Raw genomic sequence first — 25,568 nt, forward strand, 5'->3', positions numbered from 1 at the left:
TGATGTATAGTATTTGCAGGAGACACCTTCTTTCGTGAATGCTGTAAATGTTGGTTTGGTCACTTCCATTATACAACACAATCGAACTCAAGGTGTCTTTCTTTTATGCAAAATCACGAACTTGCTCATTTATAGTTTTATAATTTGCTTGCAACGGCAATCGAAGTGATTGGTGGTATTGCTCAAAAACTCAATGCTCTTCCGTTTGTGAACATCGATGTAGTTGGACTCACTGGAAAAGCAGAAGCATACAGGGCAAAAGCGCAAAGCATTGCAAGCCAAAAAGGATCTTATCAGAGTATTGGAAATGCCTTCAATAAAGGATTCAGTACTTATGATACGTTCCAAAATGGATGGGAAAAAGATGCTTATGGTAAAGGCTACTCAAAAGGCTCTGCTTTGGCTGGAAAGTTTTCTAACTTGATCAGTGGTGGTGGAATCGGTGGTATGAATTTTGGGAATATTCCTGCTGGAGCTGGAACAGCCGGTAATCCAGCTGCAGTAAAAGGCACTGGAAAGAATGGCAGCATGAATGTGAAACTGGAAGATGAGGATATTGATTATCTTCGCGAACTGGCTGAGCGTGATTATGTTGCCCGCATTGCGCAGAATACCCTAGCGCCGAATATCCAGGTCACCTTTACCGGAGACATTAACCAGGAGATGGATTATGAGAAGATTGGTCCGGCAGTTGCGCAGATTCTGCAGGATGAGATTGACACAGCACCGGAGGGATTGTACTGATGAGCTACAGTGTATATTTAAAAATCAGTGGAAAAAAGTATAAGCTTCCGGTGAATCCGGAGCAAATTAAGAAAACGCAAAAGCTGAACGCGGAAAAGTATCAGGTACTGCGTGGGGAGCAGGTCTGTATACCAACCTACGCAGAATTGTGGAGTTATGAATTTAGTGACTGTGAGCTGCCGCACCGCGACACCCATTATATGGAGCCTAGAAGCGATGCGGATCCGGATAAGTATATCCGGGCCATCACAAAAGCCCAGAAGAATAAGCTGCCGGTTCAGCTGATCTATTCGAATGGAGTGACTGATGATGAATCGGTAAAAGTTTTGATTGAGTCCTGCAGCATTACAGAGAAAGCGGGAGAGGAGGGTGACAAATACCTTTCCCTCTCGTTTTTGCAGTATAAGGCGCCGAGTAAAAAGTATATGGCCGTTGTGACGCCTACGGCTACCGTAGCGCAGCCGCAGGTCGAACAGCCAGCGAATCCAGCGGTAGAGCAGGGAAAGACCTATACGGTTCAAAAAGGGGACACTCTCTGGAAAATCGCAAAGCAGTTTTACGGAAATGGTGCACTGAATACTAAAATTGTGAGTGCCAATTCGGATAAGATTAAAAACCCAAATTTGATCTATGCCGGACAGGTGTTTACGATACCGGCATAAGGAGAAGATGGCATGCAGTTATGTGTTGAAAATAATGGACAGATTTATGAAATCTCCGAATTTTGTCTGGATATCAGTTGGAAAGATGAACTGAACAATGGCGCTTCTGTCCTGGAGTTTTCCTATCTGTACGATGGTGAACTGATGATCCAAAACGGCGATGTGGTAAGACTTACCAATACCAACGAAACAGATGGCATCTTTTTTGGCATGGTTTTCCGGGTCAGCATGGGAGAAGACCGAAAGGTGAAAGTGAAAGCCTATGATCAGCTGCGCTACGGTAAGGCAAAAGACATCATTACTCTCAAAGGTGGCCAGGATAATATTTGTACTGTTACACAGAACATGTGCAAGTATCTCAATCTGAAGGCCGGCGCAATGCCGGCAGTGGCTTATAAAGTGCCATCGGATAAAGCGAAGTATCAGGATACCTGGATTGATGTGATCTATGGCTTAATCAGGGATACGCTTCTCAATACCAAGACTGCAGAGAATCCACAAGGTGAGTGGTATCGGCTCGCAGATGTGTATGGAGAGATTCGCCTCGACAATCTCCGGGATCTGCAGCTTCCACTCGTTCTGGGAGATGCGTCCCTGGCATATGGATACAGCTGGGAAAAGTCCATCGATGATAATTTTTATAACATCGTAAAAATATCCTGGATGGACGAGACAAGCGGAAAGGCTCAGACAACGCAGGCTGCCGACCAGGAAACTGTGAATCGGTACGGTAATCTGCAGTACTATGAGCATGTATCAGACAAGAGCACAGATACTGCAAAGCTGCAGGAAAAGGCAAAGAAGCTGTTGCAGCTGTATAACCATGAAAAAGAAACCATTAAGCTCTCCTGCATTGGCGATCATTCTGTCCGGGCCGGCTGCAGTATTTATGGCAGCGTAGCAGATATTGGACTGAACCGGCGGGTGATCGTAAAAACAGTTACTCACAAATATATTCCTGCACACACAATGGAGCTGGAGGTGATTGCGAATTGATTAAAGAAATCAAAACGATTGTGGATGGATTTTTAAATTCTGTGAAGCTTCCGGCTATTTTAATCGGCACTTATGACGGAAACGGAATCCAGGTGGATTCTCGTTTTACCATTCCTTCTGCACAGCTTTCCGGAAATATGAAAACGCTTTTGAAGTCTGGAGATAAAGTCCGGATGCTTGCATCGACTGGATGGGAGGAATTTTATGTGCTTGAAATCATTGGCCGGAATGTGGCGTTTAAGGACGAGATCAGAGAGGAGGCGCTGAAATAAATGGAGCTGACGACAAATACACGGATTGAACAGCAGAGCTTCTCAAATCGCTCCTACAATGTCTCACAGACGGCAATTCAGGGGTTTGTGACTGATCTTGAAGCCTTGTCCCAGTCCATTCACAAGCGGCTTTCTACGCAGCAGTTTGAATATCCAGTCTATAGCTTCCGGTATGGTGTGGATTGGAAAGATCTTCTTGGCCAGGATCCGGAGTATGTTCGGCCAGAGATGAAGCGGATGATTCAGGAAACGCTTCTGGAGGATGACAGAATTTCAGAGGTAGATAATTTCCGCTTCGAATTTGTCGGAAGTATATGCCGGTGTGAGTTTGATGTTGTCAGCATTTTCGGAACTGTGAGAGAAGGAGTGGAAACTAATGTATGAAAATATGACTTATGAAAATATCCTACAGGGAATGCTCAACCGGGTTCCGGATGATGTTGATAAGCGCGAGGGGAGTGTGATATACGATGCTCTTGCTCCGGCGGCATACTTTCTGGCAGATCAGTATTTTCAGCTTGAAAACTTTGTGGATCTGGTGCTTCCTGATACAGCACTTGGCGAGTATCTGGACCGTGCGGTGTCAGCATATGGGATCGACCGGAAACCGGCAACAGCTGCAGTCAGGAAAATGACTACATCCGACCCTGTTGCCATCGGAACACGTTGGGGAATCAATGGTCTGGTTTATGTAGTGAATGAAGAAGTGACGGAAATGGAATATGTGGTTATCTGCGAAACAAGTGGTGAAATTGGAAACCAGTATTCCGGTGAGCTGCAGGCATTGTCGGCAGTATCTGGTGTAACAGCAACGCTGGGAGATATTATTACTGCTGGTGTAGATGAGGAAAGTGATGATGCGATGCGGGCAAGATTTTACGAAAAGGTACGTCTGCCGGCAACATCAGGAAATGCTTATCACTATCAGCAATGGGCACTCGAAGTATCAGGAGTTGGGGCGGCTAAAGTGTTTCCACTTGATAATGGCCCTGGAACTGTGGGAATTCTGGTAGTGGACAATGATATGTCAGTTTCAGAGGGACTTCCGGAAAAGGTGGCGGCATATATAGAAACGGTCCGGCCCATTGGAGCCACAATAACTGTTTCGAGTCCGACAAGCCAGAATATTGAGATCAGCGCCAATGTGCTGCTGGATGGAAGCAAGAGTCTGGATGATGTGAAGACTACATACGCATCAGTCTTAAAAGAGTTTTTGAAAGATACAGTGTTTACTTCGTATCGTGTAAGCTATGCGAAACTTGGCAGCCTGCTCCTGGATATACCAGGTGTGGAAGACTTTGACACTTTTGTGCTGAATGGTGGAACGGGAAATGTAATAATTGGCGAAAAACAGATTCCGGTTCCTGGTAATGTTAATCTGGTGGAGGTGAGAACAGTTGGACTTGACTAAGGTATTGCCGCCATACTACGACCAGAATGTTTCGATGCAGACCCTTCAGAAAATTTTATCACAGGTCACTGATGACTTAGAGAATGGATTGAGCAGCACGATATCGGAGTGCTTTGTATCGACAGCATCAAAATTACTCACGAGATACGAGAATCTGCTGGGACTTGCGGTGGATGTATCGAAGTCGGAAGAGTTCCGGCGCGAGAGAATAAGGGCAAAAATCTCCGGAGCCGGAACTACAACAAAACAGATGATCGAGGATGTGTCAAGAAGCTACTCTAATGGCGAGGTTGAGGTTGTAGAAGATAACGGAAATGGCCGTTTTATAGTCCGTTTTGTCGGCATGCTTGGTATTCCAGGAAATATGGCTGATTTAAAACTGACCATCGAAGAAATTAAGCCAGCACATCTTATGGTGGAATATGAGTATATCTACAATACCTGGGAAGATGCTAATGTGCTTACCTGGGAAGCGGCATCAGCGTATACGTGGGAAGACATAAGGACGGTGAAGTTATGAGAGAAACAGAGAATTTAAAACTGAAGATGCCCGAGAAGAACGAGTATATCAATATTGCTGATATTAATGAGAACACAGAGAAGATTGACAATGAACTGGCAAAGAAGGCAGACGCGTCCGGAGGTGACATCTCAGAAACTGTGATCACGACTGTGGAGGCATCTCAAGCTGAGTATCCGGTGCCGGCAGCAGGAGACAGTGCCAAGGCGGTCCTGGGAAAGGTGCAGAAGTTTTTTGCGGACATCCGAAACTGGATGACGGGCGTCTGCCTGTTGGGGCAGATCGTCAACAACTGCGTGACCGACAACGCTAAGCTGCCGTTATCGGCGGCGCAGGGTAAGGTATTGATGGACCTTTATAATGTGCTAAACACCAACCAGAAAAATACTGCCCCCAAAAACCATGCGAGCACTGCAAATACATATGGTTTGGGCTCTGCCAGTTCCTATGGCCATGTTAAGTTATCAGACAGTTATACTGCTTCGGGTGGCGCTGCGGCGAATGGAGTGTGTGCCAGCAGTAAAGCCGTAAATGAGGTGTATAAAAAATTCAACGAAGAAAATACTACCAATTCAGGTCAAAATATTCAATCAATAACATCATCGGTTGATAATTACACAGACATAAAATCTATTGATATTTCCCCTGGCGTATATGTTGCTATTGCCCGTATTGAATTTCAATCCTTATCAGCAACAGGAGACAGGAAAGGTAGACTTGCTTTTTCAACATCGTCTGGTACCTTTGAGCTTGCTACTGAATGTGTTCGTGCGGCCTCGAATAACTGGGCACGTTTGAGTGTTTGTGATATTTTTAAAACTAATGTATCCGGAAGTATTAAAGTTCAAGCTTCTCAGAGCTCTGGTTCCGCAATTGATACGTTTGGATGTGTAACTTTTGTTCGCTTAAAAACTCTATAGACGCATAATGAACATATTTATGCTGCAGTAAACTTAAACCATCCAACGAACTTATACTCCCAGATCCGTGCAATCCAAAAAGTACCAACAAAACGTGGGAATGTAATAACTAATGTGCCATAACGACAACCAGAAGTTGTTACTTGATGTCCAAGCAGGAAAGCGTAAAAATCTCCTGTTGTATAAGCTGTGAATTTCATGGAATCTGCTTCAACCTGACTATTCACATCCGCCGAACAGGCTGCAATTCTATAAAAACCGGCATGTGTGAGCTGTGATGGATTACTTAATGTAGTTATGGCTTCATTATTTATCACTCCCTTTTGCTGGTTGGTGTTTCGCACACTACTGGATTGTCGTGGTCTTTCCTGATACGGTACAATAAAAGTACCAAAATTGAGGAAGGAGCGTGCTATATGGATAACATGAGATTACAGGACGAGATACTTGCGAAGTTGATCGGAATACTGGACAAGCCGGTGATGCAGATGGTGGAGGCTGCCGTGTCGGTGGTGCTGCGTAATTATGATGTCACACGTAAGGAAACGGCACTCAGTACGACAGTGGTGGAGTTTCCGGAGCTGGACATATTCCTTGCCCGGATGCGGTACCGAAATTGCAGCCCAGCCACTATCCGGCAGTATCGGGCGACTTTGGTGAGCTTTTTGGCATACGTCAATAAGCCAGTGGCCGAAATTACAGACGGGGACATCCGAAGCTATCTGGATGATTACGAGCGGGCACGGCAGGTCAAGAAACGGACCAAGGATGGCAAGCGCCGGATTATAAGCAACTTTTTCACTTATCTGCTGAACAACGGACATTTGCCGCATGGAAATCCCATGGTCCGCGTGGAGGCTATCGAGTATACCAAGACCGTCCGGCAGGCGCTTACAGCCAGAGAGGTTGAAAAACTTCGGATTGCCTGCGGATCTGATGCCCGTGATAATGCTATCCTGGAGATGTTTTTGGCAACCGGTTGCCGTGTCAGTGAGGTGGCCAATATGCGAATCCAGGATATCGACATCAAGGAGGAGTGCATCCGAGTGCTTGGAAAAGGTGACAAAGAGCGAATTGTATTTCTGGGCGCTAGGGCAATAGAGTTCCTGGAGCAGTACCTGGGGAATCGTAAGAGTGGACCGGTCTTTCTTTCTGTGCGTGCTCCGTATCAGGGTCTAAAGAAAAATGCCCTGGAAAACATCATCCGAAAGATCGCAGCGCGGGCGGGGGTAGAAAAGCGGGTGTTTCCGCACTTGCTCCGGCATACATTTGCGACTCACGCACTCAATAAGGGCATGCCACTCGCTGGCCTGTGTGATCTAATGGGGCATGCATCGGTTGAGACAACGCGGATCTATGCAAAAAATTCCAGGCAAAAGCTTAAGTACGATTATGATCTGTACGTTTCCGCATAACTGCAGATAAAATTTAAGACCGGCGCCGGAGGGGCCTATTAAAGTGCGCCTTCTGGCCGGAGTTTTGCACAGTGACGAAATTGTCTGGAATAGTTATACATGGGACGCTGATGCTCATAAGCAGATAAACACCAACCTCCTGAGCGGCGTTCAGTGCGCAGTAGTAAACTGCTCCACGGACTCCCCTGCTCTGTACCCATGGAATACTAGCGATTACATTAACAGTATTAACTGGTTGGTAATTTTAAGATCTGATTCCAATAGTTATTCTGTTTATTCTATCAGCGGAGACAAGAAAATTATTTGCGCAGAAGAATATCCAGGCGAAAGTAACACCCCTAAGCTTTATCTATCAGATGGCAAAATTTATGTAAGCCTAAAAAATCATGAACTGAAATACGATGTGCTGATCGTACGGTTTGGAAAGTACATTCCTAAAAATGGATAGCTTATAATTTTGCGCGCCAAATTTCTTCCCTGTTTACAGAATAGATCAGCGCTTTGTCTCCGTCTGAAATAAATGCAATAGACGTAACGTTTTCATTGGTGTCATAAACATCCAGATAGATATTTTTTAGACCACTTGAACCTGATCGGACCCTAAATTTACACGGATAACCGACGAAAATAGTCGCCTTGGTGTTTTACAAAATAAATTTCGAAAATTCAGGTCCTTCGGGGCCTTTTATTATACATAAAAATACATTTTAGGAGGTATCCCATGGAAAAGATCAAAATCACCGGATCTGATCAGATTTATGAGATCCGGAGTATCATTCCGGTCGCAGAACATGTGCTGCAGATTATTTTTGCAGATGATGTGCCGGAGGCCTGGGGCGGTGACATCCAGCTGTACACGGATGGAGATGTCCTGGCCACCACGCTGATCGGCTGGAACACTGTGTACCGGGATGAGGGCCAGACTGTGTATCTGTCAGACGATGGCAGCGTGTATGTGCCGCCGGCCGATCCGGAGCCAGTCACACCGCCGGAACCGTATGAGCCAACGCTTGCAGAGCTGCAGGCTGCGAAGAAACGGGAAATCAGTCAGGCATGTGAGCAGGCTATCTACTCTGGTGTCAGCGTGACACTTGCAAATGGATCCAGCGAACACTTCGCGCTGACAGAGCACGATCAGCTTAATCTTTTCGGCAAGCAGGTCCAGCTTGCGGCAGGATCGGAGCAGCTGGAGTATCACTCTGATGGCCAGCCGTGCCGGTACTACAGCGCTGCGGATATGCAGACCATCATCACAAAGGCCATGTGGCATGTGTCATACCATACCACCTACTGCAATGCCCTCAATATGTGGGTAGCAGGCGCGGAGACTGCGGATGATCTGCAGCAGATTTTTTACGGCGCAGATGTACCGGAGCAGTACCAGAGCGAGGTTCTGAAGGCATATCTTTTACAGATAACAGCAATGGCGGGAGATGATGCGAATGCTTAAGCAGATTAGCAAGTACAGTTTTTTAGCTGATGTCGGCGGTGTACTCTATGTCATGATTGAGTTGGCTTGGCGCGGCTGGAGCCACTGGACGATGTTTGTTCTGGGCGGTCTATGCTTCGTGTACTTGGGACTTATCAATGAGGTATTGCACTGGGACACACCGCTGTGGCAGCAGGTCTGGATTGGCGCAGTCGGAATCACGGCATTGGAGTTTCTGACCGGCTGCGTGGTAAATCTCTGGCTCGGTTGGGGTGTCTGGGACTACAACGGCACACCGGGAAACATCCTGGGTCAGATCTGTCCGCAGTATACAGTGCTGTGGATGCCGGTGAGTCTGGCCGGGATTATCCTGGATGACTGGATCCGCTACCGGGCGTTTGATGAGGAGCGGCCACGGTACAATATCGGGGTGACACGGTATAGCAAGCACATAGTTTGGATGCCGGAATAAGAGAGGAGGTGATCCGATTATCTCCCGCTGGCAGTCCGGGTGATGGCTGCCATTGCGACATCACAACAGAGAGGAGAATGACATATGGCACGAATAGTAACAGCCGCCTTTTCGTCTGGTTGCCGATTTACCCAGGCCCAGGGCAGCCTGTGGCAGTATGACTACGGCACAGTACTCCACCTTAAGGGCCTGGAGCTTCCGGCGGCGGTAGAAATACACTTTGCGACCGTGGAGCGCGGCGGTGAGTCAGAGACGCGGATCGGCATTACAGCAGACGGCGTCACCGAAGTAAAAATCCCGGATGCGTTGCTGGAGATGGCAAAGACGCAGGACTACAACCTGTACGCCTTTGTTTACCTGGATGACGGAAAGTCCGGCCAGACAGAGTATAAAATCCTCATGACGGTTCGGGCGCGTCCGAAGCCTGGTGAGGAACATCCGGACACAGAAAAGGATCATCCGCTTGCTGATGCGGTTCGGGCAGTAAACGCTGCAGCTGACCGGGCAGAGACCGCGGCGGGGAATGCTGCAGAGAGCAAGGCTGCTGCAGAAGATGCAGCCGAGCAGGCCGACAAAAGCAGAGTTGCAGCCGAGACAGTAGCGAAGCATGTAGACGAGGCAGGGCGTACTGCCCTAACGGGTATCGCATCAGCCAAGACCGATGCGGCAGAGACCATCGAGACCGCTAAGACAGGCGCAGTAAAGGCGGTGGATGCTGCCAGGGAGACAGCTATCAAAGCCGTGGCAGATGCACGTACGGCGGCAGAACAGAGCTTGTCGGAGGCTGAGATAGATGGAGTGGCAGCCATCGAAACAGCCAAGACGGAGGGCTTGCAAGCGATAGATAAAGCCAAGAGCGACATCGAGACGGCACGGAGCGGTGCTATCAAGGACATTGATGCTGCTAAGACCAGCGGCGTTCAGGCAGTCGAGGCTGTAACCGCAGGTATCGAGCAGACCAAGACAGCCGCGGTCCAGGCAGTAGAGGCCGCAGAGAACGAGGGTGTGGCGGCGGTAAATGCTGCGGTAGAGGCGGGAAAGACCAACTTTGTCACAGATGAGAGCCTGACTCTTTCCGGACGTGCGGCAGATGCAAAGGTTGTGGGTGATGAGCTGGCGAAGAAAGCTGACCAGACGGAGCTGGAGGATGTTAAAAAGCGGCAGAATATCCTTGTCGGAAGCGAGACGGGCAGTCGTGTTTATGTTACCGATGCGTTTGAGTCACCGCTGGAGGGGCTGGTGCTGTATGGGAAGAGCACGCAGGTGACGACGACAGGGGCGCAGCTGTTGGATTTGCAAAATATGCCATTGAAAACAAGCACGGGTGCGAAAATATCTCGTTTGGATGATGGAGGTTTTATTATAAATGGAACTCCTGCTGCAGAATATGAACAATATATTTCCGCGGAAATAAGTTTAAGTGCAGGAACGTATTATATATCTGGCGGAGAAAACAAAAACAGTGGAGCTTATGCGCAAATTTCCATTAAAAAAGCGAATGGCTCAATCGACTATGTAATCAATAGGTCTTTTACAATAGATGGAACAGAGAATAGATTAGTTTTTGCGGTTCAAATAGGATCATATACAGCAGCGATTAATAATTATCAAATTTATCCTATGCTTAACGCCGGAGACGCTCCCCTCCCGTGGGAGCCATACACAGGTAGTAAGCCGTCCCCATCACCTGATTATCCGCAAGAGATTCAGAGTGCAAAAAGCGAGGTAGTGGTGTATGGAAAGAACCTTTTTGGTGGAAGATTTTACTATGCACGTTATTCGTACGGGATATTGTTTATAGAAAATAGACAGAAGAATGAAGAGGTTAAATTCCCGTATCAACCAGTAACAGAAGCCAGTGGAATTTGTAAAGCACTAAAATGCCGGAAAGGAAAAACTTATATTATCTCTGTGACGAATCCAAACAAAAACGCAGCTGTAGGTGTGACTGAATACGAAACTATAGAGAAAGCAATCGATATTAATAATGCGCTCGGATTTGTTAACATAGGCTATAATACATTGAAAAAAACATACATTGCAAAGAGTGACGGAATCCTCGTATGTGGAATTGCGGGTACATGGACTAACGGAAAGACAACATTACATGAATGTACAGAATCAGAGCTTTTGCAAGTAGAAGAAGCATCTGAGGCCACTACATACGAGCCTTACCGTCCTGCGCAGATCTTCACCATCACATCTCCAACCAGTCTGCCGGGAATTCCGGTACCATCAGGCGGCAATTACACTGACGAGACCGGTCAGCAGTGGATCTGCGATGAAGTGGATTTGGAACGAGGCGTGTATGTGCAGCGGATATACACCGTTGATATTGCTGAATTAGAATATTCTGCTGGTACAATTTTGCAAACAGTAAAAAGGATTTTTTACAAAATATCGGTGCCATCTACAGGAGTAACCAATAAAGGATATTGTACTCGCCTTACTTATTCGGCGAATTACTCAGCTGATAATCCGCATTTTTATATTAATGAGGAACGCATAGTTGTGTTTATACCGCTGGATACAACCATTAAACCAAAAGAGTATTTAGTCCAATATGTTCTTGCTACCCCCATCGAGACCCCACTCTCAGAAACCGACATCGCCGCTTACCGTGCTCTCACCACCTACAGCCCCACAACCATCGTGGAGACTGACGGCGCAAGAATGAAACTGGACTACCAGCGAGACGTAAATATCGTAATCAAGCAGCTGACTGACACAATCGCATCCATGACAAATTAAGGAGGTACCTATGGCAGTAAAATCAAAAGCAAGGCATGACTTAACCTTACGCAGTATCAAGCGTGAGATTGGTGCAGGCCGTGATGTAGCCTATTGGTTGGACAAGGCCTACACCCACCTGGACAATGGTCTTTTGACCGAGGACGACATCACTGAGATTGAGATCCTGGCCCAGGCGTATTACGACGCCCTGGACAAGTCTGAGGAAACCACAGATGATGCGGATAACATTGACTCTGATCAGACTGATACCGCTCAGATCGAGAATACCGAGACCCTGCCGGAGTAATCCGGCTTAATTTATTTTGGAGCCATCCGTTAAATGGCAGAAAGGACTACATATGAGTATCAAGCACAGAACCGAAACCCCGAACATCCCTTACGGCCCGGCAACCGGAGTACCGACTCCGGAACCGCACAATGAGGCCTTAAGCACCGGCCCGGATCACGAGTACCGCAAGGACAGCACACCCAGTACCGCAGATCATGCAGAGCCGAGACACGTGCAGGGCGGTCCCGGCCACAAGGAGTGCGATCACGAGTAAAGGAGATTTATGATGGTATCATTGATTTTGCAGTACATAGCCACGCACTGGGTTGCGTGGCTTTTTGCATGTATTTCAGGCACCCTGTTGGCGGCATATCACGGTTTGTCTAAGCGGTTAAAAGTAGAAGTGGTAAAGAGCCAGGCTATTAACGCAGCAGTACTGGCTCTGCTCCATGACCGCCTTTACCAGGCCTGCCAGTTTTACATAAGCCGTGGATACTGTACGGTGGGAGACCGGGACAACCTGGAGTACATGTTCAAACCGTACAAAGCTTTGGGTGGCAATGGAACTGGAGAGGAACTTTATAACAGATGTCTGGCCCTGGAATATGGGCCAGCAGAAAGAGAGGATTAAGATATGATGGATTTTGGCATAGCCAGTGTAGCGGCAATTACGGTGGTTTGTTATCTGGGAGGCATGGCCTGCAAGGCCTCCGCTAAAGTCAAAGATGAAGTTATCCCGGTGGTATGCGGAGTGACCGGCGGTATCCTGGGCGTAGTTGGTATGTATGTGATGCCGGACTTCCCGGCAGCGGATGTAATCAATGCGGCGGCTATCGGCATTGTGTCCGGTCTGGCCGCAACTGGAGTGCACCAGGTTGTGAAACAGGCATCCAAAAGTGCGTAGAAGGAGGTGATCCAGATATCTCCCGCCGGCAGCCCGGGTGATGGCTGCCATTGCGATGTCGCAACAGGAATTATGTAGAATATTGGCATGAAATATGATAAGATGTAGGAGCTGCCGAACCTCCAGCAGAAAGGAGGTGAAAGCCACATGGCAGATTTTATTCTCACTTTTCTTATCTCTGTTGTAGCAGGTGTAGTTAGCTACTACATATGCAAATGGCTGGACAGGGATAAATAGGTAGCAGCAGCCTAAACGGAGTGGTTCACCGTAACGAACAAGAAAACCCCAGAGGATTAGGGCCCTCTGGGGTTTTCGTTTTGCCACATGGAATTCTCACTTTCCTTAGCTGCCTACATCATATTCTATTTTGATCAAAAAGTCAATATGCCATAAAAATCACACATGAAAGAAAAGAGGACAACTTTATGAGAGACATTTCACTTTGTCACCCGCGCCTTCAGCGCATTGCATCCGCCTGGATGAAAGCCTGTGCCACCGAGGGCATCACCGTAGCCATCAGCGAGACTCTGCGCACCGCAGCGGAGCAGGACGCTCTGTATGCTCAGGGTCGGACCAAGCCGGGCAGCATCGTAACCAACGCCAAGGGCAGCAGCTACCGCTCGCAGCACCAGTGGGGCATTGCCTTTGACTTCTACCTCAAGATGGACATCGATGGGGATGGCAAGATCTCCGATGATGCCTACAATGACAGCAAAGGTCATTTTAAGCGCGCTGCCGAGATCGCCAAAAAACTTGGTCTTGCCTGGGGCGGTGACTGGAAGAGCATCGTGGACAAGCCACACCTTTATCTGCCGGACTGGGGCAGCACACCTACCGCGCTTATTCAGAAGTACGGTACGCCAGAAGAGTTTATGGCTACCTGGGTGCCGGAACAGGTTAAGACCGGATGGCAGCAAGAGGACGGCGGTTGGCGGTTTTACTTCCGGGATGGCAGCGGCAAGCATGTGATCAACGCCTGGTACCAGGATGAGGATAAGTGGTACTGGTTTGACGGCGCCGGTATGATGGTCCATGACACCTGGTACCGCTACAATGGTGACTGGTACTATCTGGGGGCAAATGGCGCTATGGTCAAGGGCCTGCAGACTGTCAGCGGTAAATGGTATTACCTGGACAAGGACGGCCGCATGGCAACAGAGCCGGTGGTACTTACGCCGGGCCAGGACGGCGCTCTGCAGTATCCGGGATTAAATCAGTAACACATCATATTATGAGGTTTTGCAATCTGGTGGGCCCGACGGTGAGATGGGAGCGTCTATGCGCTATTTATCCCAAAGATATGCCATGCCATATGATGTAGCGAAAGCTTCCCTGACTGATATCGGAACCGAGGAACTGGCACATTTGGAAATTGTGGCAGCTATCGTTCACCAGCTTACCCGCAATCTGACACCACAGGAAATTGAAGATTCTGGTTTTGGTCCATATTATATCGACCACACTACCGGAATCTGGCCTCAGGCAGCAGGCGGCATTCCGTTTAATGCTTGTGAATTCCAGTCAAAGGGCGATCCAATTACAGATTTATTCGAGGACCTCGCTGCAGAACAGAAAGCACGGAGCACTTACGACAACATTCTCCGTGTAGTAAAAGATCCGGAAGTATGTGACCCAATCCGCTATCTGCGGGCAAGGGAAGTGGTGCATTTTCAGCGTTTTGGTGAGACTTTGCGTCATGTGCAGGATCAGCTTAACAGCAAAAATTTCTATGCTTTTAACCCGGCTTTTGACCGGCGGCAAAGCACTAATAATGGCAAGACACAGGAGTGCGGGAAATAAACAGTTGACAGATACCTGATTTCACCCTATACTGATAGCATAACAGAGATTTGGGCGTGTTACTGGTAAAGCAGGCATTAACCGAAAGGGCATCGAAGAGATGTCCTTTTGGTTGATGCCTTTTTCATTTTCCAAATAAAACTACACTTCCCAGAAGCGACTGAAACGGACTGTTTTGGGTATGCTGATAGGAGTAGGTTTCTTTTCTGCACAGGTGAAATATATAAAATGGAAAGAAGTTTGTGCGTTTACAGAAAAGAATTTTCGGGAGATGTGAAAACTGTCAGAAAGACACACCTGAATATTCAGAAAAAAAGGAGAAAGAACATGAAAGACAAGATTTTTGGGGTGCTTCAGCGAGTAGGACGCAGCTTCATGCTTCCGATTGCGGTGCTTCCGGTTGCTGGCCTCCTGCTGGGGATTGGAAGTTCCTTTACCAATGAGACTACCATTGCAACCTATGGCTTACAGGGGATTCTTGGTAATGGAACCGTCCTGCATGCACTGCTTATGATCATGAGTAAGGCAGGAAACGTCATTTTTGATAATCTGCCGATCATTTTTGCGGTGGGTGTTGCCATTGGCATGGCGAAAGCAGAAAAAGAGGTTGCGGCACTTTCGGCTATGATTTCTTTTTTTGTGATGCATGCATCAATCAACGCAGTGCTTTTATTAGCAGGAAAAGTCTTAGCGGACGGAACGATTGCACCGGATGTACTTGAGGGAACCATTGCCAACGTCTGCGGTATTCAGACTCTGCAGATGGGCGTATTTGGCGGTATTCTTGTGGGACTTGGTGTGGCAGCTCTCCATAACCGGTTTTATAAGATTGAATTGCCAAACGCACTGTCATTTTTTGGCGGTTCCCGTTTTGTACCGATTATTTCTACCGTTACTTACGTTGGCATCGGTATTCTGATGTACTTTATCTGGCCGGCTGTCCAGAATGGCATTTTCGCACTGGGTGGTCTGGTTACAGGAACCGGTTATTTCGGAACCCTGATTTTTGGTATCATTAAGCGTGCGCTGATCCCGTTCGGCCTGCATCATGTGTTTTATATGCCTTTCTGGCAGACTGCGGTAGGCGGCACCATGATGGTGGACGGAAATCTGATTCAGGGCGGCCAGAACATTTTCTTTGCGCAGCTGGCTTCGTCAGATGTGATGCATTTCAGTGCGGATGCTACCCGGTATTTTTCCGGTGAGTTTATTTTTATGATTTTTGGACTTCCGGGTGCGGCGCTGGCCATGTACCGGTGCGCGAAACCGGAAAAGAAAAAGGCAGCAGGAGGTCTGCTTTTAAGTGCGGCGCTGGCCTGCATGTTTACTGGAATTACAGAGCCAATTGAGTTCTCTTTCCTGTTTGTAGCACCAATGCTGTTTGCAGTTCAGGTGATTCTGGCCGGAAGCGCCTATATGGTTGCGCATATTTTGAACATTGCAGTGGGCCTTACATTTTCCGGTGGTCTTCTGGATCTGGTGATTTTCGGTGTGCTTCAGGGCAATGCGAAAACCAGCTGGCTTCGCATCATTCCGGCAGGAATTGTGTATTTCCTTCTGTATTACGTTTTGTTCAGTTTTCTGATTAAAAAATTTGATTTGAAAACACCGGGACGTGAGGATGATGACGAGGAGACGAAGCTCTACACGAAGGCTGATGTGAATGCCCGCAGGACTGAAGCGAAAGAGGGAGAAAGCGGCAGCCAGGCAGAAAACAGTAAAGACAGCCGGAGTGCAGCCATTGCAATGGGTATGGGAGGAAGAAACAATATCACTTCCGTGGACTGCTGCGCGACACGACTCCGCTGCTCTATCGCAGACTCGTCGCTGGTTGATGAAAAGCTGTTGAAGTCGACCGGCGCGGTGGGCGTGATCGTAAAAGGGCAGGGAATCCAGATTATTTACGGACCGCAGGTGACTGTGATCAAATCCGAGCTGGAAGCTTATCTGGCAGAGGAGCATGAGGAGGATACCGCAGAAACTACAGATGGTGCAGAGAATATGGGCACCAAAGTGACTGCGGAAACCGAAGCATCTGTGAATCTGGCAGAAAGCAAGAACATCGCAGAAAACGTCCACAAACTTTACTCTCCGTTCCAGGGGGTATTAAAGCCAATCACGGAGGCACCGGATGAGGCATTTGCCAGCAAAGCCATGGGAGACGGCTACCTGGTTATGCCGGAGAATGGAACTGTTGTGGCACCGGAAGATGGCGAGGTTATGTTTGTATTTCCGAGCAAACATGCGATTGGCCTGAAGGCGGCGGATGGGACGGAATATCTGCTCCATATCGGTGTAGACACTGTGAAACTGAATGGGGAAGGCTTTACCGTATTTGTAAGCGATGGACAGAAAATCAAAAAGGGAGATAAGCTCATGGAATTTGACCCGGTCTATATCCGGGAACATGCAGTGAGTGACGCCTGTATCGTTATTTTTACAGGACTGACAGAGGGAGAAAGCTTAAGCTTAGAAGGAGAAAAGCAAGTGAAACGGCTAGAGCTGATTGGTCAGATAAGAAAGTAAGATAAAAACTTAGGGAGTATTTATCATACGAAGCAAAAAGTACTTTCTGCATCCTAAGGTTGTCGTGTATAATAACAGGACAGGCATAAGATGCAGGAGGTATTTTTATGTATCGGGTAATCAAAGTATTGAACAATAACGGGATTCTGGTGCTGGATGATGCCAGCGGTCAGGAACTGATTCTTCTGGGGAACGGAGTCGGCTTCGGACATCGTATGGGAGAGCGGATGGCAGAACTTCCTAAGGGACGCCGTTATGAACTTGTGAACGAAAAAACATCTGCGTTGACCCGTGTAAACGGCATTGATCCGATTTATATCGAAACAGCCGGAAAAATCATAGAGACGGCAGAAGCGGCGATGGGACCGCTGCAGCATGATATTCTGATCCCAATGGCAGATCACATTGCTATGGCAGCAGCACGGGCCAGAGAGAAGAAAGAAATTCCCAATCCGTTTCAGCATGATATTGCAGCCTTATTTGGAGATGAGTATGAAGCGGCCAGAAAAGGATGTGAAATCTTAAAAAAGATGACGGGAACCGCCCTTGGAGAGGATGAAGCCGGCTTCATCGCCCTGCATATCCACGCCGGACTGGCACAGGAAAATGTGGCTGATTCTCTGGAAACAGCCCGTCTGGTGGGCGTCTGTATGACCATGATCGAGGAAGGAGCCGGAAAGAAGCTTCCTTATGGCTCTCTCGGTTACAACCGGCTGATGAGTCATGTCCGCTATATGCTGGCCCGGGCCAGAAAGGGAGAACGCACGGATCTTGATCTGGAAGCATACGCAAAAGAGCAGTTTCCATTCGAATACGCGTTGGCTGAGCAGATTTTGAAAAAACTGGAACAGGAGCTGAGGGTGGTTCTTGCGAAAGAAGAAATCGGGTTTCTTGCGATTCATATCAGGCGGGTAACTGGTGGAGAGACAGCGTAAGAAAATTGAGGTACTGAAAAGAAAATGATAGTCAAAAAGCATCGACAGAAAACTGCCGATGCTTTTATAGAATCGGGGCAACAGGATTTGAACCTGCGACCTCTCGGCCCCCAGCCGAGCGCGCTACCAAGCTACGCCATACCCCGATCGAACTATAATAGTATATCAGAAAATGAGCGATTTGAAAAGCAATTTGTATAAGAATTTTTTAAATCTTCCCTTCGGACTTTACAGTCCCCCCGTACTTTGTTATCATGGATACTAGAATTACCGGCAGCTGGCGGGGTGCGCCAGGCCGTGATTACAGAGAAGGAAAACGGAGAGTTATTTATGAAGGGAATCGTCAGTTTTGACATGGACATGACACTGCTGAACCATGCAGATTATAAGATTCCGGACAGCGCCATCAAAGCGCTGGATCTGCTTCGCAAAAATTACTATATCGTGATCGCTACCGGCCGTGACATGGATGCCAAGTTCAGCGAGGGCCTGGCAGATGAGGTGAAGCCGGATGCCATCATCCATTTAAATGGCAACAAGATCACCATCGGCTCGGAACTGATCTATGAACATTGTATGAAGCGGGAACTGGTAGAAGAACTGCTGCAATTTGCAGAAGGGAAGAATTACGCCATCGGCATGACCGTGGGTGATATCGATTATTTCATCAATCCCTGGTGTGTGACCCGCCACGATATGGTACGCTGGCAGATGTCGGACCGGAAGTTTCGCGACCCGTGGAAGCTTCTGGACATGCCGGTGCGCACGCTGGACTACATTGGCCGGGAGCCTGGAGCGAAAGAAGTGGAGGCGGCATTCCCTATGCTGAAGCTTCCACTGTTTTCCAGCCGGGAAGGGGCCGATATCATTGAAAAGGATGCCTCCAAGGCAGAAGGCCTCAAACGCCTCTGCAAAGCCTGGAATATCCCGCTAAAGAACACGATCGCCTTTGGCGACAGTATGAATGATTATGAGATCGTGACTACCGCAGGCATTGGTGTGGCTATGGGCAATGGGCATCCGCAGCTGAAGGCGGCAGCGGATTACGTTACCGCGCCCATTGGCGAGGACGGTGTTTATAAGGCTTGCGAAGCGCTGCATCTGTTTTAGGCAAGTGCGGCTGCAAACTGCAGAGCAGGCACAATGACAGAAAGAAAATCGTGACAGAACGAAAGGAATACAAATTTATGGCAACATATTATGATCTGGTGATTATCGGGGCAGGACCGGGCGGCTACACGGCGGCCATAAAGGGCGCGTCCTTCGGCATGAAGGTAGCCGTAGTGGATGAGAATAAGTTGGGCGGTGTCTGCATCAACCGGGGCTGCATTCCCACCAAGGCGCTGCTTCATGCGTCCAATATTTTTTCCATGATGCAGCACGGGGATGAATTTGGTGTTTCTACTGATTTTATCTCCTTTGATTTTGCAAAAATGCAGGATTACAAGAAGCGTTCTGTGCGCCGGTACCGCGATGAAATCCAGAAGCTGTTTGATAAAAATAATATCACCTTTATAAAGGGAAAGGCGACCATCCGCCGGGAGAAAACTATTGAAGTAGTAGGCGAGAGCGGCAAGGAATATCTTCGTGCAAAGAATATCATTATCGCTACCGGTGCGAAGCCGATTATGCCGAACATTCCCGGCATCAATCTGCCGGGCGTTATCAACAGTGACCGTCTGCTGGCAGTGCCCACCTGGAATTATGACCGCATCGTGATTATGGGCGGTGGTGTCATCGGTGTAGAGTTTGCTACCATTTTCCAGGCACTCTGCTCTAAGGTGACCATTGTAGAGAAAGGCCCTCATCTGTTAGGTCCGATGGATGAGGAGGTCTCCGAAGCATTAAAGGAACAGCTCGTCAAGAAGGGCATTACTGTTTACTGCAATGCTATGGTAGAGGAAATCCAGCGGGAGGAAGGTCTGGTATGTACCGTGCGCCATCTGCTGACCGATGAGACGACCCAGATTAAAACGAATCAGGTGGTGGTAGCCGTTGGAAGAGCACCTTACACGGAAGGTCTTCTTGGTGAGGACATGAGCCTGCAGATAGAACATGGAAGGCCGGTGGTAAATGCGGACTTTGAGACTAGCGAACCTGGAATCTATGCGATTGGAGATGTTTCTGCAAAAACACAACTGGCCCATGTGGCTATGGCGCAGGCAACCTACGTCATTGAAAATCTGGCGGGAAAGCCGCATACCATCCGTCTGGAGGCAGTGCCAAACGGCATGTTTGTCTCTCTGCCGATCGTGCCGAGCTGCATCTATACTGAGCCGGAGATTGCTACGGTTGGCCTCACGGAGGCGAAGGCCGGAGAACTTGGCATGAAAGTGCGCTGCGGCGTTTACGATATGGGAGAGAACGGCAAATCCATCATTGCCAGGGAGGAGCACGGCTTTATCCGCCTGATCTTTGAGGCATATTCCAATACCATTGTGGGAGCGCAGATGATGTGCCCACGCGCCACGGACATGATCGGAGAAATGGCTACGGCCATTGCAAACGGACTGACTGCCGAGCAGCTTTCCCTGGCGATGCGTGCTCATCCAACCTACAGTGAAGGCATTGCGGCAGCCATTGAGGATGCCATGCGTCAGAATGAAAAGTGAGGATAATAACATGAACGAAATTACAGAGAGAATTGCGCGTCTCCGCAGACTGATGGAGACTTATCATATGGATGCCTATCTGGTGCCGACAGCAGATTTCCATGAGTCGGAGTATGTGGGGGAGCATTTTGCATGCAGAAAGTACATCACCGGATTTACCGGTTCTGCGGGTATTGCCTTGATCATGAAGGACTGGGCCGGTTTGTGGACAGATGGTCGTTATTTCGTGCAGGCGGCTGCAGAATTGAAAGATAGTGGCGTAGAACTTATGAAAATGGGCCAGCCTGGAGTTCCGACCGTGGAGCAGTACCTGGCAGACCACATGCCGGAGCAGGGTGTGCTTGGCTTTGATGGCCGTGTCATCAACAGCAAGACCGGAGAAAGCTTACAGGAGCGTCTTTCCCGGAAACAGGCATCCATCTGTTCCGAGCATGACCTGATCGGCGAAATCTGGGAAAACCGCCCGGAGCTTTCCGCAGAGCCGGTATGGATCCTGGAAGAAAAATACGCAGGGCAGGCCGCTGCTGAGAAGATTAAAAACCTGCACGAAGCCATGAAGAAGGCTTACGCGGATGTGCATATCATCACCACGCTGGACGATATTGTCTGGCTGTTCAATATTCGTGGCAACGACATTCCGTGCAATCCGGTGGTGTTGTCTTACCTGATGGTAACCGGGGAGAACCTGTTCTTCTATGTGAATCCGCAGGTGATCTCCGATGAGGTACGCTCTTACCTGGAGTCTTTGGGCGTGACCATCCGTCCGTACAATGATATTTATGCGGATGTAAAGGAGCTGAAGAACCACAGCGTCCTTCTGGAGAAGAGCCGCGTGAACTTTGCCATTTATGAGAGCGTGCAGGCGCAGAATCAGATCATCGATCAGATGAATCCGACTGTATATGCCAAGACTCAGAAAAATGCGACCGAGATTGAAAATATGAAGAAGGCTCATATTATCGATGGTGTGGTCATGACAAAATATATCTACTGGTTGAAAAAGAATATCGGCAAGATTCCGATGGATGAGTGCAGCGTGGCTGACCGTCTTGACCAGATGCGCCGGGAGCATGGAGCACTGGATATCAGCTTCAACACAATCTCCGCATATGGGAAAAATGCGGCACTGTGCCATTACCATGCCGTGCCGGAGCACTGTGCAAGCCTGCAGGCAAGAGGTCTGTATCTGGTGGATTCCGGCGGACAGTATTACGAGGGAACCACCGATATCACCCGCACCATCGCCCTGGGGCCGGTCACGGATGAAGAAAAAGAGCATTACACCCTGGTTCTGATGAGCATGCTGCGCCTGGGCCATGTGAAATTCCTGGAAGGCTGCACCGGACTGAGCCTGGACTATGCAGCTAGAGAGCCGTTCTGGAAGCGCGGACTGGATTTTAATCATGGAACCGGTCATGGTGTGGGATATCTGTTAAATGTACATGAGCGACCGATTGGCATCCGTTACCGTGTGGTTCCGGAGCGTCAGGAAAACACGCCGTTCATGCCGGGTATGGTATGTTCCGATGAGCCGGGAATCTATATTGAAGGCAGCCATGGCATCCGTACCGAGAATCTGATTTACTGCAAGAAAGATGAAAAGACCGATTACGGCCAGTTCTTAAGCTTCGAGTATCTGACCTACGTGCCGATCGACCTGGAGCCAGTGGATGTATCTCTGATGGAAGAGCAGGATCTGGCATGGCTCAACGAGTACCACGCACAGGTATACGAAAAGATCGCGCCGCATCTGGACGCAGAAGAAGCGGCCTGGCTGAAAGAAGTCACCAGACCGCTTAGCAAATAAGAAATGAGTAACTGGTTCCATGGCAGAAACTGTGCGCAGGCAGTCCGGACATCGGATTTGGCCATTTATCTGCAGTTCTGACATGGAATCAGATCAGTCTTCCCATGGAAGATTGACGATCGTATATTCATGATGGACTGCCGGGAGAAACTTCTCCAGAATGTCCTTCGTGTAAAGCTTTAAGCTGGAGGTGTTGATGCATGGATGACAGCCCACAAAGGTGTGGTGGTCGATCACATCCTGGTCGATGAGCAGCCGCACACGGTTATTCTTGTCATTCATCAGCCCCAGCACGCTGACAGAACCCGGCGTGATATCCAGAAATTCCTCCATGAATTCTGAGCTTGCAAAGGAAAGGCGGGCGCTTCCAATCTGTTTGGAAAGCTTCGCCGTCTTAAACTTCTTGTGGCCCGGCATCATGAGCATGTAAAAATCGGTTTTCTGGGCATTGCAGAGAAACAGGTTCTTGCAGATCTCAATGTCCAGCCGGACATCCACGTCATGGCAGGCGTCAATGGTGGCGGTGGCATCGTGATCCAGCCGCCAGTAAGGAATCTGGAGCTCATCTAACAGGTCATAGGTGCGGATCTCCTTCTCCAGCCGCCCGGTGCAGTCCGCCGGGCGCCCGGTGTAGAGAACCGGATCCATATAAAAAGAATCCTCGCCGGTGTGTAACGCACCGGCTTGTGTGTTGTTATCGGATGTATGGGACATAGGGGTTCCTCCTGAAGGTATGTAATCGTATTTTTTGGCGGGTTCCGAGGTCAGAAATCTTCCTGCAAGCAAGCTTGCGTCAGATTTTGACTTTGGAACCCTGGTATCATTATATTATAAATATTTTAAAGAAAAAGACAAGGGGCTTGAATACTGTGAAACAGGATAGAAATGTAAAAAAAGAAAATTGGAAGAAGAAACCGGCTGCCGGAAAGCAGGGACGGAGTCTGGATGATAAATTTGAAGAGTGGGTTGGAGAGAAGACTGGGAAGCAGGCCGGAAAATCTTCTGAGCAGAAAACAGACCAGAAAGAGGCTTGGAGCCGGGCTAGGAAGAAAGATGGCAAGAATGAAGATCAGAAATCTGCGCGGGATTTTGCTTGTGGCAAAGTTGAAAAATTCGGAAAAGCAGATGGAAAGTCTGCGCAGAAGAGTTTCGGAAAATCTGCCCGTAAGGATACTATGAACTTCGGCAAAAAATCAGAACCGAAGCGTGGATTTGGCGATTCCCCGAAATCAGGAAAACTTCAGTCTGTAGCAGAAGAGAAAAAGGCACCGAAGAAGAAAGGTCTGTGCCCGGTGGCGCACCGCTGCGGCGGATGCCAGTACCTGGATATGCCATACCCAGAGCAGCTTCAGATGAAGCAGAGCCAGATGCAGAAGCTTCTTGGAAATTACTGCAAGGTGCATGGCATCAAAGGCATGGACGATCCCTTCCACTATCGCAACAAGGTACATGCCGTATTCGGCTACCGCAAGGGCGAAGCCATCTCCGGCGTTTACGAAGAGAAAACCCACAACATCGTTCCGGTGGAAACCTGCATGATCGAAGACCAGAAAGCAGACGAGATCATCGGCACCATCCGCGGTATGCTGAAATCCTTCAAGATCCGCACCTACGATGAAGATACCGGCTACGGCCTGCTGCGCCACGTGCTGGTTCGCCGCGGCTTCACCAGCGGCCAGATCATGGTCGTGCTGGTCACCGCATCCCCGGTATTCCCGTCCAAGAACAACTTCGTCAAAGCCCTGCGCCAGAAACACCCGGAGATCACCACGATTGTCCAGAACATCAACAACCGCGGCACCAGCATGGTACTGGGTGATAAAGAACACGTTCTGTTCGGCAAAGGCTACATTGAAGACGAACTGTGCGGCTGCAAATTCCGCATCTCCCCGAAATCCTTCTACCAGGTCAACCCGGTCCAGACCGAGTACCTGTACGGCAAAGCCATCGAACTCGCTGGCCTGACCGGCAACGAACGCGTACTGGATGCCTACTGCGGAATCGGAACCATCGGTATCATCGCCGCATCCAAAGCCAAAGAAGTCATCGGCGTAGAGTTGAACGCCGACGCCGTCCGCGATGCCGTTCAGAACGCCAAATGCAACGATGTTAAAAACATCCGTTTCTACTGCAACGATGCCACCGAATTCATGATGCAGATGGCCGCCTCCGGCGACACCGTAGACGTAGTCCTCATGGACCCGCCAAGAGCCGGAAGTACCGAGGCGTTTATTAAGGCCGTGGCAGCAGTGAAAGCAAAGACCGTGATCTATGTATCCTGCGGACCGGACACGCTGGCGAGAGATTTGAGCGTGTTTAAGAAGATGGGGTATCAGGCTGAAGGGGCCTGGCCGGTGGATATGTTTCCAGAGACGGGGCATGTGGAGACTGTAGCTTTATTAACTAAAAAAGGTGACTTTGGAAAGAAGAGAGACTTCCAGGTTGAGATGGAAGTGCCGATTAGTCCAGTTGCAGATCAGGATTATAAAGAGAAAAAACCAACTTATGAGAATATCAAGAAATATATCATGGATAAGCATGGGGTGAAGGTGCATACTGCTTATATAGTAGAAGTAAAACGGGATTGCGAATTGGATATGCGTCCTAATTATAATGTTTCAAGGAAAGAGGAGCCTGTGATAAAATCCTGTACTCCAGAGAAAAGAGAATATATCATGGAGGCATTGAGGTATTACAAGCTGGTGGTGTAGTTTACTAGGTAGAGAAAAAACAGCATAAGATTCAAGAAGGCAGAAGCAGTAGGATTTTTCCTATGATAGCTTCTGCTTTTTTGATGCCTACAGTTATACACGCTTCGCTGTACGTAAAGAGAAAAATTTGATGACAGTAGGAAGGAAAGTTGATAAATTCCGATGACGTTAAAGTATGTATTATATATAAATATTTTTTACAAGTTGATAACGTAGATCTTCTTGATGATAACATTTCCTCACCAAGAAACGGACGCAGAACAAAGGGGAAATTCAGATGTTTTATGTGGAGGATGACCATGATGCCATCATTTCAAAGCGGATATGGGAATGTGTACAGCTTGAAATAAAACGCAGGAAAAAGTATCTGGAGGAGCATGGGACAAACTCCTATTCCCACCGGCCGGAAA

At 48.5% G+C, this 25,568-nt stretch carries 26 protein-coding genes, 1 tRNA gene and 1 pseudogene; 25 read left to right on the top strand and 3 right to left on the bottom strand.

What is annotated here, in order from left to right; translation table 11 throughout:
* Nucleotides 1-165 precede the first annotated feature (165 nt).
* The 8 genes from ACMP1L_RS11175 to ACMP1L_RS11210 are packed head-to-tail and all read left to right on the top strand — an operon-like array spanning nucleotide 166 to nucleotide 5,525.
* A complete protein-coding gene (locus ACMP1L_RS11175) occupies nucleotides 166-744 on the top strand; it encodes a hypothetical protein (RefSeq protein ID WP_418453045.1) in 579 nt (192 codons plus the stop codon).
* Complete coding sequence (locus tag ACMP1L_RS11180; protein ID WP_418453046.1) at nucleotides 744-1,406, top strand: LysM peptidoglycan-binding domain-containing protein; 663 nt, start codon at nucleotides 744-746, stop codon at nucleotides 1,404-1,406. The genes ACMP1L_RS11175 and ACMP1L_RS11180 overlap by 1 nt, the downstream gene beginning before the upstream one ends.
* A gap of 12 nt (nucleotides 1,407-1,418) precedes the next feature.
* Nucleotides 1,419-2,402: an XkdQ/YqbQ family protein gene (locus tag ACMP1L_RS11185; protein ID WP_418453047.1), complete on the top strand. Its 984-nt coding sequence runs from the start codon at nucleotides 1,419-1,421 to the stop codon at nucleotides 2,400-2,402.
* A complete protein-coding gene (locus ACMP1L_RS11190) occupies nucleotides 2,399-2,674 on the top strand; it encodes a DNA helicase (protein WP_418453048.1) in 276 nt (91 codons plus the stop codon). Before ACMP1L_RS11185 ends, ACMP1L_RS11190 begins: the two co-directional genes overlap by 4 nt.
* Nucleotides 2,675-3,058: a DUF2634 domain-containing protein gene (locus ACMP1L_RS11195; protein ID WP_418453049.1), complete on the top strand. Its 384-nt coding sequence runs from the start codon at nucleotides 2,675-2,677 to the stop codon at nucleotides 3,056-3,058. It begins immediately after the preceding gene.
* Nucleotides 3,051-4,085, top strand: a complete 1,035-nt coding sequence (locus ACMP1L_RS11200) for a baseplate J/gp47 family protein (protein WP_418453050.1) — start codon at nucleotides 3,051-3,053, stop codon at nucleotides 4,083-4,085. The genes ACMP1L_RS11195 and ACMP1L_RS11200 overlap by 8 nt, the downstream gene beginning before the upstream one ends.
* Nucleotides 4,072-4,605 (top strand): putative phage tail protein, encoded by a 534-nt coding sequence (locus tag ACMP1L_RS11205; RefSeq protein ID WP_177303475.1) that lies wholly within the window; start codon nucleotides 4,072-4,074, stop codon nucleotides 4,603-4,605. The genes ACMP1L_RS11200 and ACMP1L_RS11205 overlap by 14 nt, the downstream gene beginning before the upstream one ends.
* The gene (locus ACMP1L_RS11210; protein WP_418453051.1) at nucleotides 4,602-5,525 is read left to right on the top strand and encodes a hypothetical protein; all 924 of its coding nucleotides are present in this window, start codon (nucleotides 4,602-4,604) and stop codon (nucleotides 5,523-5,525) included. Before ACMP1L_RS11205 ends, ACMP1L_RS11210 begins: the two co-directional genes overlap by 4 nt.
* 17 nt (nucleotides 5,526-5,542) lie before the next feature.
* Here ACMP1L_RS11210 and ACMP1L_RS11215 read toward each other — a convergent pair whose 3' ends face one another.
* On the bottom strand, nucleotides 5,543-5,842 hold the full coding sequence (locus ACMP1L_RS11215) for a hypothetical protein (protein WP_418453052.1): 300 nt from the start codon (nucleotides 5,840-5,842) through the stop codon (nucleotides 5,543-5,545).
* 99 nt (nucleotides 5,843-5,941) lie between these two features.
* Between ACMP1L_RS11215 and xerA the strand changes: the two genes are divergently transcribed.
* The 12 genes from xerA (at nucleotide 5,942) to ACMP1L_RS11275 (ending at nucleotide 18,028) form a co-directional block, all read left to right on the top strand.
* Nucleotides 5,942-6,940: a site-specific tyrosine recombinase/integron integrase gene (gene xerA / locus ACMP1L_RS11220; protein ID WP_418453053.1), complete on the top strand. Its 999-nt coding sequence runs from the start codon at nucleotides 5,942-5,944 to the stop codon at nucleotides 6,938-6,940.
* Between the two features lie 721 nt (nucleotides 6,941-7,661).
* On the top strand, nucleotides 7,662-8,390 hold the full coding sequence (locus ACMP1L_RS11225) for a DUF4376 domain-containing protein (RefSeq protein WP_418453054.1): 729 nt from the start codon (nucleotides 7,662-7,664) through the stop codon (nucleotides 8,388-8,390).
* On the top strand, nucleotides 8,383-8,841 hold the full coding sequence (locus ACMP1L_RS11230) for a putative ABC transporter permease (protein WP_418453055.1): 459 nt from the start codon (nucleotides 8,383-8,385) through the stop codon (nucleotides 8,839-8,841). Before ACMP1L_RS11225 ends, ACMP1L_RS11230 begins: the two co-directional genes overlap by 8 nt.
* An 84-nt stretch (nucleotides 8,842-8,925) precedes the next feature.
* Nucleotides 8,926-11,592 (top strand): hypothetical protein, encoded by a 2,667-nt coding sequence (locus tag ACMP1L_RS11235; protein WP_418453056.1) that lies wholly within the window; start codon nucleotides 8,926-8,928, stop codon nucleotides 11,590-11,592.
* 10 nt (nucleotides 11,593-11,602) lie between these two features.
* Nucleotides 11,603-11,881, top strand: a complete 279-nt coding sequence (locus tag ACMP1L_RS11240) for a hypothetical protein (protein ID WP_418453057.1) — start codon at nucleotides 11,603-11,605, stop codon at nucleotides 11,879-11,881.
* A 52-nt stretch (nucleotides 11,882-11,933) separates the two neighbouring features.
* Nucleotides 11,934-12,137, top strand: coding sequence for a hypothetical protein (locus ACMP1L_RS11245; protein WP_418453058.1), 204 nt, complete (start codon nucleotides 11,934-11,936; stop codon nucleotides 12,135-12,137).
* Between the two features lie 9 nt (nucleotides 12,138-12,146).
* On the top strand, nucleotides 12,147-12,494 hold the full coding sequence (locus ACMP1L_RS11250) for a hypothetical protein (RefSeq protein WP_418453059.1): 348 nt from the start codon (nucleotides 12,147-12,149) through the stop codon (nucleotides 12,492-12,494).
* A gap of 6 nt (nucleotides 12,495-12,500) precedes the next feature.
* Entirely contained in the window at nucleotides 12,501-12,767 is a 267-nt protein-coding gene (locus ACMP1L_RS11255) for a phage holin family protein (RefSeq protein ID WP_475544542.1), read from the top strand.
* A 425-nt stretch (nucleotides 12,768-13,192) separates the two neighbouring features.
* Nucleotides 13,193-13,987, top strand: coding sequence for a M15 family metallopeptidase (locus ACMP1L_RS11260; RefSeq protein WP_418453061.1), 795 nt, complete (start codon nucleotides 13,193-13,195; stop codon nucleotides 13,985-13,987).
* A complete protein-coding gene (locus ACMP1L_RS11265; RefSeq protein WP_418453067.1) occupies nucleotides 13,980-14,567 on the top strand; it encodes a manganese catalase family protein in 588 nt (195 codons plus the stop codon). Before ACMP1L_RS11260 ends, ACMP1L_RS11265 begins: the two co-directional genes overlap by 8 nt.
* Nucleotides 14,568-14,894: 327 nt before the next feature.
* The gene (locus tag ACMP1L_RS11270; RefSeq protein ID WP_418453062.1) at nucleotides 14,895-17,093 is read left to right on the top strand and encodes a PTS sugar transporter subunit IIABC; all 2,199 of its coding nucleotides are present in this window, start codon (nucleotides 14,895-14,897) and stop codon (nucleotides 17,091-17,093) included.
* 107 nt (nucleotides 17,094-17,200) lie between these two features.
* Nucleotides 17,201-18,028, top strand: a complete 828-nt coding sequence (locus ACMP1L_RS11275) for a PRD domain-containing protein (protein WP_418453063.1) — start codon at nucleotides 17,201-17,203, stop codon at nucleotides 18,026-18,028.
* Between the two features lie 72 nt (nucleotides 18,029-18,100).
* Here ACMP1L_RS11275 and ACMP1L_RS11280 read toward each other — a convergent pair.
* Nucleotides 18,101-18,174, bottom strand: a tRNA-Pro gene (locus tag ACMP1L_RS11280).
* Between the two features lie 184 nt (nucleotides 18,175-18,358).
* Between ACMP1L_RS11280 and ACMP1L_RS11285 the strand changes: the two genes are divergently transcribed.
* The 3 genes from ACMP1L_RS11285 to ACMP1L_RS11295 all read left to right on the top strand — a co-directional run bounded on the left by ACMP1L_RS11285 (nucleotide 18,359) and on the right by ACMP1L_RS11295 (nucleotide 22,447).
* Nucleotides 18,359-19,138 carry a Cof-type HAD-IIB family hydrolase gene (locus tag ACMP1L_RS11285; RefSeq protein ID WP_418453064.1) on the top strand — a complete coding sequence of 260 codons (780 nt, stop codon included), beginning with the start codon at nucleotides 18,359-18,361 and terminating at the stop codon, nucleotides 19,136-19,138.
* 77 nt (nucleotides 19,139-19,215) lie between these two features.
* Complete coding sequence (gene lpdA / locus ACMP1L_RS11290) at nucleotides 19,216-20,640, top strand: dihydrolipoyl dehydrogenase (protein ID WP_118534170.1); 1,425 nt, start codon at nucleotides 19,216-19,218, stop codon at nucleotides 20,638-20,640.
* A 10-nt stretch (nucleotides 20,641-20,650) separates the two neighbouring features.
* Complete coding sequence (locus ACMP1L_RS11295) at nucleotides 20,651-22,447, top strand: aminopeptidase P family protein (RefSeq protein WP_418453065.1); 1,797 nt, start codon at nucleotides 20,651-20,653, stop codon at nucleotides 22,445-22,447.
* A gap of 93 nt (nucleotides 22,448-22,540) precedes the next feature.
* Here the strand turns inward: ACMP1L_RS11295 and ACMP1L_RS11300 are convergent, their stop codons facing one another.
* Nucleotides 22,541-23,161, bottom strand: a complete 621-nt coding sequence (locus ACMP1L_RS11300) for a prolyl-tRNA synthetase associated domain-containing protein (RefSeq protein ID WP_373244334.1) — start codon at nucleotides 23,159-23,161, stop codon at nucleotides 22,541-22,543.
* 122 nt (nucleotides 23,162-23,283) lie between these two features.
* Here ACMP1L_RS11300 and rlmD point away from each other — a divergent pair, with 122 nt between their 5' ends.
* Together rlmD and ACMP1L_RS11310 are read left to right on the top strand one after the other, a co-directional pair.
* Complete coding sequence (gene rlmD / locus ACMP1L_RS11305) at nucleotides 23,284-25,158, top strand: 23S rRNA (uracil(1939)-C(5))-methyltransferase RlmD (RefSeq protein WP_475544543.1); 1,875 nt, start codon at nucleotides 23,284-23,286, stop codon at nucleotides 25,156-25,158.
* 256 nt (nucleotides 25,159-25,414) lie between these two features.
* Nucleotides 25,415-25,568 (top strand): annotated as a pseudogene (locus ACMP1L_RS11310) (recombinase family protein); the annotation flags it as partial.

Origin of the sequence: Ventrimonas sp., assembly GCF_048380235.1 — a bacterium.
Lineage (GTDB): Bacteria > Bacillota > Clostridia > Lachnospirales > Lachnospiraceae > Brotaphodocola.